Annotated in this window: 11 protein-coding genes; 4 read left to right on the forward strand and 7 right to left on the reverse strand. The window is 46.2% G+C overall.

The features are described from left to right. Positions 1-9 precede the first annotated feature (9 nt). From ACYVGR_RS08305 to rpe, 7 genes are all read right to left on the reverse strand, one after another. The gene (locus ACYVGR_RS08305; RefSeq protein ID WP_460955419.1) at positions 10-918 is read right to left on the reverse strand and encodes a transketolase family protein; all 909 of its coding nucleotides are present in this window, start codon (positions 916-918) and stop codon (positions 10-12) included. Between the two features lie 90 nt (positions 919-1,008). Further along, positions 1,009-3,012 (reverse strand): NAD-dependent epimerase/dehydratase family protein, encoded by a 2,004-nt coding sequence (locus tag ACYVGR_RS08310; RefSeq protein ID WP_460955421.1) that lies wholly within the window; start codon positions 3,010-3,012, stop codon positions 1,009-1,011. An 80-nt stretch (positions 3,013-3,092) separates the two neighbouring features. After that, on the reverse strand, positions 3,093-3,923 hold the full coding sequence (locus ACYVGR_RS08315) for a transketolase (protein WP_460955423.1): 831 nt from the start codon (positions 3,921-3,923) through the stop codon (positions 3,093-3,095). Positions 3,924-4,008: 85 nt separating this feature from the next. Then, a complete protein-coding gene (locus ACYVGR_RS08320; RefSeq protein WP_460955425.1) occupies positions 4,009-5,844 on the reverse strand; it encodes a glycosyltransferase family 39 protein in 1,836 nt (611 codons plus the stop codon). A 162-nt stretch (positions 5,845-6,006) separates the two neighbouring features. Then, entirely contained in the window at positions 6,007-8,103 is a 2,097-nt protein-coding gene (locus ACYVGR_RS08325) for an OmpA family protein (protein ID WP_460955427.1), read from the reverse strand. Between the two features lie 192 nt (positions 8,104-8,295). Beyond that, positions 8,296-9,699, reverse strand: a complete 1,404-nt coding sequence (locus ACYVGR_RS08330; RefSeq protein WP_460955429.1) for an alpha-amylase family glycosyl hydrolase — start codon at positions 9,697-9,699, stop codon at positions 8,296-8,298. Between the two features lie 46 nt (positions 9,700-9,745). Further along, positions 9,746-10,417, reverse strand: a complete 672-nt coding sequence (rpe, locus tag ACYVGR_RS08335) for a ribulose-phosphate 3-epimerase (RefSeq protein WP_460955430.1) — start codon at positions 10,415-10,417, stop codon at positions 9,746-9,748. A gap of 232 nt (positions 10,418-10,649) precedes the next feature. Between rpe and ligA the strand changes: the two genes are divergently transcribed. The 4 genes from ligA to ACYVGR_RS08355 all read left to right on the forward strand — a co-directional run bounded on the left by ligA (position 10,650) and on the right by ACYVGR_RS08355 (position 15,411). Continuing rightward, a complete protein-coding gene (gene ligA, locus ACYVGR_RS08340; RefSeq protein WP_460955432.1) occupies positions 10,650-12,800 on the forward strand; it encodes an NAD-dependent DNA ligase LigA in 2,151 nt (716 codons plus the stop codon). Between the two features lie 53 nt (positions 12,801-12,853). Then, positions 12,854-13,384, forward strand: a complete 531-nt coding sequence (locus ACYVGR_RS08345) for a hypothetical protein (protein WP_460955434.1) — start codon at positions 12,854-12,856, stop codon at positions 13,382-13,384. A 53-nt stretch (positions 13,385-13,437) separates the two neighbouring features. Next, the gene (gene dapA, locus ACYVGR_RS08350; RefSeq protein WP_460955436.1) at positions 13,438-14,334 is read left to right on the forward strand and encodes a 4-hydroxy-tetrahydrodipicolinate synthase; all 897 of its coding nucleotides are present in this window, start codon (positions 13,438-13,440) and stop codon (positions 14,332-14,334) included. A gap of 192 nt (positions 14,335-14,526) precedes the next feature. Beyond that, the gene (locus tag ACYVGR_RS08355) at positions 14,527-15,411 is read left to right on the forward strand and encodes a sugar phosphate isomerase/epimerase family protein (RefSeq protein WP_460955438.1); all 885 of its coding nucleotides are present in this window, start codon (positions 14,527-14,529) and stop codon (positions 15,409-15,411) included. Positions 15,412-15,432 lie beyond the last annotated feature (21 nt).

Below are 15,432 nucleotides of genomic sequence, written 5' to 3' on the forward strand. Positions count from 1 at the left end.
AACAGAAGGCTAGTTTGTGAAAGAGGCCAATTGGCGGGCAATGTTAGCCGGGTCTAGTCCAGACAACTGTTGATGGTATTTCTGATCGCCATACAACCCATTCGGATAGCCTTGTGCCGAGAGACTCACAAAATGACTGGGAGCAACTCCGTCGGTAAGTAGTTTGACCGACAGTTGCTGTGCTAAACCTCCAACAGACACATGCTCTTCAACAACCAGCAATGGTTTTCCGGCCCAACGATGCGCCAGATCCGCAGGTAGATCGAGGGGTAGGTTTGTGGCCGTGAACACATCAAATTGACCCGTCAGCAACTCATCGTTAAGGGCTGTCAGGACATTGGCAGCTACAGGGCCCAAAGCAACAACCGTACCGACCGAAGCTTTACTATGGACAATGTGCTTAAACGAACCATGGACTTCGGCTCCATCTGGCGTGTTGGGGCCAGCTCCTAAGCGAAGATACGTTGGCCGGCCTTCTGCAACGATCTGATGAAGCATTGGTGATACCTCGTCAGCAAAAGCCGGGATGTAGGTATTCACATTTTGAAGACTACTCAAACAGGCGAGATCCTCAATGGCATGGTGCGTACTGCCCATAATACCGTAGCCATAACCTCCGCCATTTCCAACTAAAAAAACAGGCATTTGATGCAAGCAAACGTCATTACGAAACTGCTCCAGGCAGCGATAAACAACAAAGGGGGCTATACTATAACAAAATACTTTATACCCTTTATAGGCCATTCCGGCAGCTACCCCCACCATGTTCTGTTCGGCTACACCTGCATTGATGAAACGAGGACCAAGGGCATCGGCCACGTTTTCCAGAGCAGCATATCCCAGATCGCCCGTAATGAAAACTACTTTATCGTCTTCGCGACCGATTTTCTCGATAGCGGCTGCAAATTCTTTACGCATGACAGAAGTATGAATTATCATATAGGCTATATGATGTATGCGTTATTATTCCCTTTAACCTACATCATATAGCCTATACCATACATTAATTTACTTACTTTTTCGCTGCTCAATCATGGTACTGATCTCAGCCGCCGTTTTGTATATTCGGTCCCCTTTACGAACCATCGTTCGGATAAATTTCGGGCGTTTTTTCGTCTCCTCAAATATCTTGCTGATATACTCCCCTAAAAACGAGATACCCAGCAAATTGATACCGCCGAAGAACATGACCAGAATGATGACAGTTGATAATCCGTAAGGAGTATGGGGGTCGAAATTGAGTAGTCGGGAAATGATCTGCCAGACGATCCCCAGCATCGACAATCCCGTTAGAACAAAGCCTGCGTAGGTCATCAACTCCAGTGGCGCAAAGCTAAACGAGAAGATCGCTTTCTTGGCCCACCAGATGTTCTTGGTCCAGTTGTTCGTTGAAATACCGAACATGCGCTCTGGACGGACGTAATCCACTCCCGTTTGTTTGAAACCCACCCAGGCTCGCAAACCGCGCAAAAACTGCTCCGTTTCGGGAAGATTGACCAGCTCGCGCACCACTTTGCGATCAATAATCGAAAAGTCGCCCGCATCAACCGGAATATTGATATAAGCTGTCCGTTTGAATAGACGATAAAACTGCTTGTAGAAAAAATGGACGTGGGGCGGCATTTCACGCTGTACCCGAACACCGTAAACGACATCAAAACCCTGTTGCCATTTTTCGTAAAACTTCGGAATTACTTCTGGCGGGTCTTGTAGGTCGCCATCCATTAAAACGACGGCATCGCCCGTGGCAATTTCCATTCCACTCAAAAATGCCGATTGTGAGCCAAAATTACGCGAATGCTTAATCGCAATGACATTTGGATCTTTAGCGCAAATCTCACTAAGCACTTCGTCTGTATTGTCGGGTGAATTGTCGTTTACGAAAATAATTTCGTACCGAACCTTCATTTCATTGAAGGTTTTCACCAGCCGCTCATACATGTATGGAATAGCCTGAGCGTCTTTGTAACAGGCAATGATGGGTGAGATAACAGGGTTGAGCGTAGGCGTTTGAAAAGCAGGAATTACCCTATTCTCATACTGATGAGCGATCTGCCAGTCAGCGGTTTGGCGAAGGCCGTTGCTGAGCGAGGTTGTCGCTTTCCAGCCCAGATCAGCCTCGGCAGCTGTTGGATCGCCATACCAGTCGGAGAGGTCCCAGTTGCGATTAGTCATACTGCCCCAAACAGGCTCTTGTGTTAAGCCAAAGGTTTGCCGGGCCACATCGACCAGCTCACGCATGGTTGTTTTTTGACCCGTCGCAATGTTGTATGACCTTCCCCGAATTTCGGGATTTACCTTAAGGGCAGCCTGAACAAACGCGTTAATGCAATCGTCTACATAAACAAAGTCACGACTGATATCGGGCGATACGAGCGGAGGCAATTGTCCTTTTCGATTTTCTTCCACAAGCCGTGGAATAAGCCGATCCGGTTCTTCCCAGCCGCCATAAATGGAATAAAGGCGTAAATTAAGGGTGTTGAGCTGATGGACTTTCGCGTAATACTCAAGGGTGTAAGCCGCCGAAACTTTCGAAACAGCATAGTGACTATTTGGTTCTACCCGATCGGTTTCTTTCGGGGCAGTACAGTTAAAGCCATATTCAGAGCTGCTGCCTGCATGGATATAAACCATGTCGGGCGTGCAGTTTTCGAGAATATTGACTGTTCCGAGTACATTTGTCTCGTACGTCAGGCCAACATTTTTCTGCTTGCTGTAGGCACCGTAGGCCGCCAGATTGAAAATTGTTTTGGGCTTAATTTTGCCAAAAACATCCTGTACCGATGTCGTCGACAAAATATCGCAGTGAACGATATTTTCGGCGGGTACATCTAACAGTTTAAGACGCCAGGCTTTGGTAGCGTCGTGGGTCAGCGCGTACACATCCTTGCGGACGCGGAAGAGTTGCTCGAATAGGTTAGCGCCGATGAAGCCACTGGCTCCGAAAACGACGATAGGACCCTTGAGTCGTGTACTATCAGTAGGTAGCAAATTGGGGGCAGACTGATTCATTCAGGCCGCAATATTACGGGAAAAGACGGATATGCCTTCTTTAATAGGCTTTTTTATAGGAAACGGTAACCGATACAGGCTTATTCCTGAACTGTAGTTAAGGCTAGATAATGCTCATTTACATCGTCTTTAGCTTGTTCGTACTGCGTTTCGGTCATGGGTAAATAGTGCCATTCAAGCCGATTTTCCATATACGACACGCCTTTACCTTTTACTGTTTTGGCAATGATGAGTTTGGGTTTTCCGTTTGGGGTAGCGGTCAGCCGATCAATTGTAGTCAATAACTCGGCAACGTTATGCCCATCAACAACCGCAGTTTCAAAGCCAATGGCATTCCAGGTTTGAACAGAAGCCGTATCTCCCAAAACGTCGGCAGTTTGGCCAAAACCCTGCAAGCCATTTTTATCAACCAGTACAATCAGATTATCCAGTTTGTGCTGAATGGCAAAATGAGCGGCTTCCCAGGTTGTCCCTTCGTTCGTTTCTCCATCCGACATCAGGACAAATACGCGAGAATCATCGCCTGTCAGCTTGCCCGCCTGAGCTATCCCCGAACCAATGGGTAAACCATGTCCTAACGAACCCGTAGCAAATGGAATGCCTTTATGTTTATTCGGTGCAGGGTGAGCTGGAAGAGTAGTGCCATTCAGGTAATAAGTTGCCAGTACCTCGTCCGAAATTTCACCCAAATGATTCAGACATGCATAAAGCGAAGCCGCTGCATGTCCTTTCGATAATAAAAACGTATCCTGTTCCCGCTTGCGTAGCACGAGTGTAGCAATCATTAAGTCTACGCAACTCAATGAACAACCAATATGACCGGCATGCGCCTGATTGTAGAGACTCAGTATTTTGAGCCTAAGCTGCCCCTGAAGTGTTTGCAGGTCAGTGATTTCTGTCGTTGATGTCATGGTTGTTAAGTAAATGGATAATGTACAATGAATAATGGACCATTCGACTGGCATTATTCATTGTACATTATCCATTGTTCATTGGTTAGTCTCCGTAGCGATAAGTACCGCCCTGAAAATCAAAAATAGTAATTTTTTTATCCGAATTTCCTTTCACCAGTACAATCCGATCCCGTTCATTTGGGTCAACCCGCTGAATATACTGCGCATCTTTGGGCAAATAAACGTTTACTAATTGAGCATCATAGAGCGACACAGGCGAGAAGGTTTTGTCATTTTTCTCCGAGTAAATAACTCGTTTTTTATTTGGATACAGAATCGTATCCCCCGGCGCATACAATTGAATTAATTGCTGAGCAGACGATCTATAGGGGTTGGCAATTCGGGGTGTACCAAAAAGCGTGTATTTAGGCGAAGTGTCAGCGTAAATATTGCCTAACGTTAGTACAATGTGGCCTGCCTGAATAAGCAGAACAACTGCGATAGGCAAACTGAACCACCAGCGAAGGCTAGTTAACTGATAGAGTCCTAATGCTACTAAAATACAGACATAGGGGAATGAAAAACCGGAATAACGTTGTGTAATACCATAGGTATGCCCGGAGCGCCAGGCCATAAATAGTAAAAACAACGTGGGTACAAAAGCCAACAGAAGTAAAAGAACAACAAAACGCTTCTGGTCTGTATCAGTTTGATCAACTACGTATCGGCCGATGAGGTAAATAAACGGAATGGCTACCGACAGAACCAATAGCCGAAGTGGTTGAACCGTGTAAAATGGCAGGCCGATTAGCAAAAGCACCGTCATAGCAGCGTACACCCAGACTGGCGGTTTCGCCATCGAAAAGTACCTATGCATGATTAGCGTCGTAACTGTCCCAAGTCCTAATGCCAGTACTGAGTTACGAATACCGCTTAAGACCTGACTTAGCCCATTGGTGATCATGAACAAATCGGAGAAAACGGGAATTGCCCGAACTGTGATATTGGGTAGCGTGGCAGGAAGAATAATACCGAAAACATTATTTCGGGGGTTGGTAAGAGCCAGGTTACGGTAAAAATTCTTTTGTTCTTCTAGGATATAAAACGTGTATTTACCTCCGCCGTAACGAAACCACAACGAAATAAGCCCAATACCGATTATTGCTGTTAGACCAAGGGTGACCCAGGCCCGACCATTTCGGAGATAGAGCAGTGCATAAAGACCATGACATAAAAATACCGTGATCGCTAAATAATGCGATAGCACGGCTGTTACAAAAACGGCCCCGTAGCTAATGTAAAGCCAGGGTAAGGAAGGTCCAGAATAGCGTAGATGACGATCTGACGAACGAACGCGCTCCTGAATCAGCAGAAAAATATGAGTGGCCAGTAACGTCAGAAAAAACGTCATGGAGTAATTCCGGGCGATGTGGCTGTAGGCTACAAAAAAAGGCTCGATTGTAGCAATAGCGGCACTCGTCAGTGCTATTTTATCAACAGAACTAAGCCCAAACGCGTCAGTAGATCGATTGGTGGATTGGAAATGTCGTCGGACAAATACAAAAAGCAGCCAAACAATCAACGTACTAAAAATAACCGAAGGCATTCGCAGGGAAGCATCGCTTAAGCCGAATATCTTGAGCCAGAGCCATAGCACACCATAGTAAGCAGGGCTATTTCCAATATCGCCCCGGATATTCGCTTCAATAAAGTCATTGATGGTTTTGGGCTTCCAGAATTCAGCTGGCGTAAAATAGGGTTTGCTGAAGACATCCTTCTGATTAGCGCCTTCCAGGCAAACACCCTGGCTAATAAGTAAGGTCGATTTTTCGTCGAAATAAATGCCATAGGTACCAACTCGGTACAGGCGAAGTGCCAATGCTAAGACTAGTAAAGCGCTTAATAAAAGCAGGCTATTGCGGGATAATTGGACAGACATTGGGCCAAAACTACGGCAAAATGAGTGTAGGACAAGTTCTTTTCGATAGGATTTACCGGATGAACAGGATTGGTAAGTCGTATAAACAACCGTTTTGTTCAGTAAGTCTTGTTCAACCGGTAAATCCTGTCAGAAAAAATATACCCTATCAAAGTTAGGTTTTCAGAGTTTGAGAATCGTGAATTCGACGCGTCGATTCTGTTTTCGTTTCTCTTCGGTTTCGTTGCTGGCAACGGGTTTACTCGGTCCCCACGCCTTCGTCTGAATGCGTTTTTCGGAAATCCCTTTGCTGATCAGGTACTCTTTTACAACCCGAACACGGTCTTCAGAAAGCTTCATATTAGGTTCCCAATCGCCCTGATTATCCGTATGGCCTTCGATTAGCAGTTCCATTGTTGGGTATTTTTCCAGCATTGATACGACCTGATCCAGTTCTGAGTTGGCTCCCGGAAGCAGGGTAAATTGGCTTTGCTGAAACAGCACCTCGCGCATGACGATTTTTTGGCCTGGCTCAATTTTTACCAGATAAAGCGTCCGCTTAATATCCCGGAATCGCTTGTCTTTGCTTAAATCAAGGGTTTCGGTGGTGGTAAAGTAGCCCTCTTTTTTTGCTTTTAGATTGTAAACCTTCTGCGTAGGGAGAATCATTTTATACTCGCCCGTTTCAGGATTGTAATCTACTTTAGAGATCTCTTTCGAATCGCCAAATAGACCCGATGCTACTTCTGAGGCCACTGGCTTTTTGCTTTGAGAGTCCAACACTTGCCCGGATATAATGGCAACGGGGTCTGGCTTGATGGCAGGAAATAGTCGCAGACGAAAAATGTCATCTTCTCCCAGCGAACCAGACCGCGAACTCAGGTATGCAAAATCACCGGATGCCGGAATGGTAAAATAACCATCCCATTCGTTGGTGTTGATAGATGGCCCAAGGTTTTCGGGTTCACTCCAGTTTCCCCAGGAATCATCTTGTCGGCGGCTGACAAAAATATCGCCATTCCCATAACCAGGATGTCCGGCAGAGGTAAAATAGAGCGTTCGGCCATCGGCAGCTAAAAAAGGCGAACTCTCAAACTCGGCGGTGTTTACAACGCCACCCAACGATACCGGCTCCGACCAGGAATTATCCGGTTTTAGAAGCGATACATAGAGATCACGATTACCACGGGTATCTTTCCGCTGCACGGCTAAGATAATTGCCTTCCCATCGGGCGATACACAAAACTCAAGTTGATTTTTTTCGTGCAGATTATAGTTGTTGGCAATTCGGCACTCAACTGGCTGAGACCAACCGGCTTTAGTCCGAATGGACTTCGAAATGCCAAACGACATGCCTCCATCGGGGCGATATACATTGATCAGGTAAGCCGTTCGTCCGTCAGGGGCCATTCCGCTAATGGCATTGTCACCATTATTATTAATGGGAGGCCCAATATTGACCGCTTCGCTCCAACCAGGCGGGTTACCGTTTGACGCCGATTCCAGTGTGGAGTACCAGACATCCTGGCGATCAGGAGCCCCCATATTTGCTTTATTGAAATTCCGGGTGAAATACAGCGTCCGTCCATCGGGTGAGATAACGGGAGCTACTTCCTGACCCGGCGAGTTTACCGTTTTGCCGAGATTTTCTTTCTGAATGTCCTTAGGCGTGTTTTTCGAAACGTTGATGCCTACCGTAATTGGTTTCGTATCTTCAGAAATCCCAATGGCATCAATCTGATTCATCCCTTTCAGGGCAGCTCCATTGATGACAACTTTAATCTGCGTACATAAAAAAGCCGAGTCCTTGGGGAAAATTCGTAGTAAAGGGTCCTGACGCGCCTGAACACTGGTGGCCTGATAAACAGCATGCTCTTTCCCTTTTTCATCAATCACGATGACTTTTACCACCGATCCGGGATTTACATTTTCAGCCACAATAATTTGCCGGGCCTGAATAGGGTTTTCAAATCCTACCTGAATCCATTCATCGGCTGTGCCATCGGCGTAAAAGGGCGCCCACGCACAGGGACTTTCGCCCATTTCAGGGACTTTGCTGGGGCGGCCTAGTACCTGAGAGGCTTTATATTGCTCGCCGGTAGGTTCGCCTTTTTTCTCAGATGATACACCCACAACCCGACTGGCCCATTGTATGGCGTCTTTTTCAGGGGATGGTAAATTGGTAGGGCTGGCGGCTCGCTGTTGCGCATCAGTTGTTTGCGCAAAACCAATCGAACTGGCTACGCTAAATATGACCGCTAAAATGCTCCAGACTCGCATAAACGATTAAACGATGAGTAATATAGACTGATTTTTGTTGCAATAGTTGCAATGAGGAACACAGAATTACCACCCAGTCAGAAAACCTAGTACTCGTCCAATTTTAGATACTTTAAATTCTATTTGAGGTTCTTATTGATAATCAATTTAATAAAATCAGATAGAATCAATAGTATCTTGCTTGGTAAAGCACTAGTTCGTTAGCACTCGGTATTCCCACGGTTTTAAAGTTACAGCCATTTCGGGTTTTAACTCTACCGATTGATGACTAAATATTTCTGCATATGTACCTGCGTAGCCATCACCCGATAAATGTACTGTTTGGGGGGTCCCGCTTAAGTTAAGTAAAACAACAACACGATCATTGTCGCGCTGACGATGAAAAGCATACACCTGATCATCATGATCCGTTATTATTTTCACCGCATTGCCACCAGACAGCCCATTCCAAAGCGCCTTGTTGCGATGTTTTAGCGTGAGCAGAGTTTTGAAGAAATCGCTTTTAGAATAGCCGTCCCAGGCTATCGTGTCTTTATCCGAAACAGCCAGCCGCTTATTAAGGTTAGATTCCATTCCATTGTAGACCAACGGCATACCTTCGAGCGTACTGCTCAGAACAATGAATGCATCGGCTCCGGGGCCAAACGATTCGTCTAGCGTACCATTGTTGGTATTCTCATCATGATTCTGCGTGAACAGCATCTGATAATACCACTTTGGAAACAGTTTCTGATTTGCCTCACGCAGTGAGTCAATCTTGCTGGCAGTGCTAACACCTTTGGCTACAGATTTCATCAGGTTATACATGCTCCAGCCATAATTCATATTAAAACAGCCTCGAAACTGATCTGGATCGGCTTCCCATTCGGCTAACATGAATACTGGCTTGATCTTATCTAATTGGGGGCGTAGTGCGTTCCAGAACGAATTGGGAACGTAACCCGCTGCATTGCAGCGATAGCCATCAATATCAGCTTCCTTGACCCAGTATTCCATGGCTTCGGTCATGCTTTTTCGTAGCGCTGGATTGTCGTAATCAAGCTTAACCACACTAAGCCAGTTGGTTGGTTTACCCGTCTGATAATTAGTGGGAGAGACCATTTTGCCTTTTTCTGTAACGTACCAGTCTGGGTGTTCTTTTACCCAGCTATGGTCCTGAGCCGTATGGCTGGCAACCCAATCAAGAATAACCCGCAGCCCCAGCGCATGAGCCCGGTTGACCAATGATTTAAGGTCTGCCATTGTCCCATAGTCTGGATTTATGGTTTTGAAATCAGTTATCGCGTAAGGACTGGCTTGTACTCCTTTTTTTGTTTCCTGACTAATGGGGTAAATTGGCATCAGCCAGATAATATCTATGCCCATCTCTTTCAGCCGGGGCAGTTGAGCTTCAATTGCCTTAAAATTCCCCTGTGGCGAAAACTGGCGTGTATTTACTTCATAAATAGTTGCATTCTTAGCCCAGTCGGGTGTGGGCGGAGCGGCTGAGGCAGTCGTATCAGAGGGAGAATTCTCTGTTTGATTCTGGGAAGAATTTGTACAAGCCGTGATCAGAAGGAGCGAGCTGAACAGAATGGCCAGATATAATTTAATCATGGAGGATGCTTGCTGAGTCAATTAAAGTTAAGAGTTACGGAAAGCATCAGGCTATTGTAGGCTGACGGCTGTTTTTTAATTGACGGATTGCCTCCAGCGGATCGGTGGCTCTGAAAACGGAATTGCCTGCTACCAGTATATCGGCGCCAGCGTTGAGTAAGATTGGTGCGTTTTTTTCGCCAACCCCTCCGTCAACTTCAATCAGAGCCGCCGACCGATTTGCTGTTAGTAATTGTTTTAACTTCGTTATTTTCTGAATCGTATGAGGAATAAACGTTTGTCCCCCGAAGCCCGGATTTACAGACATGATTAAAATAACATCAATCTGCTCCAGAACATCTTCAAGGACGGAAATTGGGGTATGTGGATTAAGAGCCACTCCGGCCCGGCAACCTAATTCCCGGATTTGGCTAAGCGTTCGATGGAGGTGCGTGCAGGCTTCATAATGTACGTGAATAACCGATGCGCCCCCTTCGGCAAAAGCTTCCAGGTAGCGTTCCGGTTGTACAATCATTAAATGCACATCCAGCGGTTTCTGGCAATATTTTTTTGCTGTTTCTAACAGTGGAAAGCCAAAAGAAATGTTAGGAACAAACAAGCCATCCATTACGTCGAAATGAAGATAATCGGCCTCGCTGCGGTTTATTAAATCCAGCTCTTTTTGCAGATTAGCAAAGTCGGCGGCTAGTAGCGAAGGGGCAATGAAAGGCTGAGTCATGGTTGTTTTGACGCCCTAAAAAATCAATCCATTGAAAAAGAAAGACTTAGTTAGTAGCCGTTAACAATTACGTAATTTTTTATCCTGTAAAACTAACGTTTTTTTGCTTGAACGAGGAAACAAACCCAATATTGCTGACTAGTCGTTAGTCAACGGTCAATAGTCATTAGCCAATATATGCTACTGATGACTATTGACTATTGTCAACGAAGAATGCCTAACAACTTATTTTATGACACCCCAGGAGCGTATAGCCGAATTAACCGATCGTCTGAATTATTATACCCACCAATACTACCAAAATAGTATTTCGGAGGTAGATGACTTTACATTCGATCAACTCCTGGCCGAATTGGCCGATCTTGAAACACAATATCCCGAATTTCGCCGGCCTGAATCGCCAACAGCGCGGGTTGGTGGGACAATTAGCAAGGAGTTCGCAACGGTTTATCATCGTTTCCCAATGTTATCGCTGGGAAATACCTACTCCGAAGAGGACTTGATTGAGTTTGATAAGCGGGTCCAGAAAGGGTTGAATAATCAGCCCTACGAATACATCTGTGAACTCAAATTCGACGGTGTAGCCTTAAGCATGACGTATGAGAACGGCCTACTGGTACAGGGTGCTACCCGTGGAGATGGTGTTCGGGGAGATGACATTACGAACAATATCCGAACAATTCGAACTGTCCCATTACGTGTGGTAGGCGGGGGGCGCGGAGCGGGGAGCGCGGAGCAGGAAACAGGCAGGACGGAGTTTGGTAATGGCCAGATTACGATTGCCTTTGCTGATAATACCCCCCCTGCACCGAGCCCCCTGCCCCCTGCTCTTTTTGAAGTGCGTGGCGAAGGGTTTTTGCCATTGGCTGAGTTTGAACGAATCAATAAAGAGCGCGAAGACATTGGCGAACCTTTGTTGGCCAATCCGAGAAATGCCGCTTCGGGTACGTTTAAACAGCAGGATTCGGGGGCGGTGGCTAAACGCCGACTTGATTGCTATGTTTATTCGTTTTTATCAGACCCCGACGTTTTTCAGACCCATGAAGAAAGCCTGATTGCGATGAAGCAATGGGGGTTCAATGTCTCGCCAACTTGGCAAAAATGCACCAACATTCAGGAGGTGATGCAATACATCAATCAGTGGGAAGAAAAACGGTTTACGTTGCCACTGGGCACAGATGGGATTGTAATCAAAGTAAATCGCTACGATCAGCAGCGGGAGTTGGGCTATACAGCGAAAAGTCCGCGTTGGGCCATCTCGTTTAAATATAAGGCATTAGCTGCCAGTACCGTTTTGACAGGTATTCGGTATCAGGTTGGCCGTACCGGATCGGTCACGCCCGTTGCCTTGCTTACCCCGGTGTTACTGGCAGGAACCACCGTGAAACGAGCATCCTTGCACAATGCCAACGAAATTGAACGCCTGGGCGTGCGGCTTTACGACACCGTTTTTGTGGAGAAAGGTGGCGAGATCATTCCGAAAATAACTGGTGTAGATCTGAATAGGCGCACCGATCAAAGCCAACCCATTGTTTACCCCACAACCTGTCCAGCCTGTGGCACCCCCTTGATTCGGAAGGAAGGCGAAGCCAACCACTATTGCCCCAATGAGCGTGGTTGCCCACCGCAACGACAGACCCGATTCGAGCATTTTATCCAGCGTCGGGCCATGAATATCGAGAGCCTGGGCGAAGGCAAGATCGAAATGCTCATTGATCGGGGCCTGGTGGAAACGCCAGCTGATCTCTATTCATTGACCAGCGAGCAACTGCTAGGGCTTGAGAAAGTATTCCTTGATGAAGAGACCGGAAAAAAACGGATTGTTAGTTTTCGGGAGAAAACCGTTGAGAATATTTTAACGGCCATTGAACGGTCGAAAGCACAACCCTTTCAGAACGTGCTATTTGCGCTGGGTATTCGCTATGTAGGGAGCACAACTGCCGAAAAACTGGTGGATTATTTTGGGTCGATGGATGCTATTATGAAGGCTAGCCAGGAAGAGTTACTGGCTGTTCCGGATACGGGTCCACGCATTGCCGAGAGTGTGGTGACATGGTTTGCCGATGAGTACAATCGGGCGTTCGTAGAGCAATTGCGGGCGGCTGGTTTGCAGTTTGCTGGTGAGAAAAAAGTGGTTGAACAGGAAGGTGATGCACTGGCTGGGAAGACATTTCTGTATACGGGCACATTCGCCAATTTCAGCCGCGAAGAGTTGGAAAATCGTATTGAAGCCAATGGTGGAAGACTGCTCAGCGGTATTTCCAAAAAGCTGAATTACCTCATTGTGGGCGAAAATGCGGGTCCATCCAAGATCGATAAAGCACAAAAACTCAATGTGCAAATGATTGGCGAAGACGAATTCCTGGCGATGCTGGAGGTGTAGCGTATATCGAAACTATATTCGCTATATTTGTATACTTAACCGCCCACTGAACAATGGAGTCGACTACAAGCTTTGATGAAATAAAGAAAATCCTCACGCGTACCGCTGAGCTTACCGAACGTAATGCTAAGCTCATTGGCGATCTGGGTAACAAATTTGGTAGCTTTACAGAAGGCATGGCGTTTCCAGCAATGGAAAAAGTACTACGGGAGCGGTTTGGCATGACCACTGTAACAACGCGTTATAAAACGCAGAAGGGCAGCGACACTATTGAAATTGATGTGCTGGGTATTGCTAATGGAGCGGTCAATACTGTAGTTGTTGTGGAAGTTAAAAGCCATCTGAAGCGACGGGACATTGAGCAGATGTTGAAAATCCTGGACCGCTTTACCGATTATTTTCCGGAACAAAAAGGTAAAAAACTGTACGGAATTTTAGCCTTCGTTGATGCCTCTGATAATGTCATTCAGGAGGCTGAAAAATCCGGATTATATGTCGCTCGAATTCATGATGAGCTCTTTGACCTATTGCCTTTGAATGGTTTTTTGCCAAAAGACTTCTCTCAAGTTACTCCGAAACAATAACTCCCCAGTAAAATCCTGTAACTTTGCAGGAATATATATTCCTGTTTCTTCTAATGGATACTAAATTCCATGGCGTAGGTGTTGCCATTGTGACACCTTTCAATGCCGACCTGTCTATTGATTACGACGGCTTCGGCCGCATCATTCGGCACATCTCCGATGGCGGTGTGCGTTACATTGTCCTGCAGGGCACCACTGGCGAATCGCCTACCGTGACTAAGCAGGAGAAGAAACAGTTGTTGCAATACCTTAAGGAAAATAACCCGAAGAAACTCCCTATCGTATTTGGCGTGGGCGGAAACGTTACGTCTGATGTTGTATCGGGTATGAAAGATATTGATTTTGAAGGCGTCGATGCTATTCTTTCGGTTTGCCCATACTATAATAAACCTGGCAAACGGGGGGTTATCGAGCATTTTACGCGGATTGCCGATGCAAGTCCAGTCCCAGTTATCTTATACAACATTCCATTTCGGACCGGTATCAATATGTCGGCCGAAACGATTTGTGAACTGGCCCAACACCCCAATATCATTGGTGTAAAAGAAGCATCGTGTGTGATTGAGCAGTGCATGGAAATTGTTCGCGATAAACCTGATGACTTCCTACTCATTTCAGGAGATGACGTGCAGGGTGTCCCCATTATTAGTATCGGTGGAGTAGGGGTTATGTCGGTGGTTGCCAATGCATTGCCTGCCAAGTTCAGTGGCATGATTGAAGCCGCTTTACAAGGCGATTTTGCCTTTGCTCAGAAAGAACTTGGTCATTTCCTGCGCATCGATCCGCTCTTGTACGAAGAAGGAAATCCCGTAGGTATTAAAAATGTTCTGGAAATTATGGGCTTGATTTCGGCTGAAGTCCGGCTACCGCTTATGAAAGCTTCCGACGATCTGAGTGAACGCCAACGAGCTGTGCTTCAGCGAGATGGTTTGCTGGAATTGGTAGCTTAAGCAAAACATACGTAAAAAAAAGCAATGGTCCTCAACTTAGCAGCTAAGTTGAGGACCATTGCTTTTTATAGCCTTTCTGCGAAAGGCCTGGAGGCAAGTAATAATGTGAGAGGTTAAACTTTATCTGTTTGGTCGCCAGCTTGCCCAATCGCACTCATTTCCTGGTAAATCCAACTGCTAATCTTAAGCGCAATGTCTACTATGGATAGAAACACATTTCTGAAAGAAATCTCATTGCTGGCTGGAGCCTCTCTTATGTCAGGACCAACGACCCTGGCTATGGAAATCGCTAAGGAAAAATCGGCGATTAAGTTGGGGTTTGTGACCTATCTGTGGGGTAAAGATTGGGATTTACCTACGCTGATAAAAAACTGTACGGACACAGACATACGTGGTGTAGAATTACGCGTAGAGCATGCGCATAAGGTAATGCCTGATCTGAATTCGGCGCAGCGGCAGGAGGTTAAAAAGAGATTCATGGATAGTCCCGTTCAGCTTGTTGGACTTGGAACAAACCAGCAATTCGATTTTGTGGATCAGGCCAAACTGAAAGAATCGATTGAAAGGTCAAAAGAATTTATTCGGTTGAGTGCCGACGTGGGCGGAACGGGCGTAAAAGTGAAACCGAATGCGCTCCATAAAGAAGTACCTACCGAAAAAACACTGACGCAAATCGGCGAAGCGCTCAATGAGCTTGCTCGCTATGGGGCAGACTTTGGACAGCAGATTCGACTGGAAGTTCACGGTGAAGAAACGCAGGAGTTGCCTGCAATTAAGCAGATTATGGATGTCGCTACTCATCCGAACGCGACCATTTGCTGGAATTGCAACCCGCAGGATTTGAATGGCAAAGGTTTCGCGTCCAATTTCAACTTAGTCAAAAACCGATTTGGGGCTACCTGCCATGTTCGTGAACTGGACAGAACCGACTATCCTTATCAGGAATTATTAACTAATCTGGTGAAAATGAACTACAAAGGCTGGGTACTCCTTGAATGCCATACCAATCCGGCTGATAAAGTAGCTTCAATGAAAGAACAAAGAGCTGTGTTCGATCGGATGATTGCTAAGGCGTAGCGACTAGATGATAGTAAGTAT

The sequence above is a fragment of the Spirosoma litoris genome, assembly GCF_054776755.1.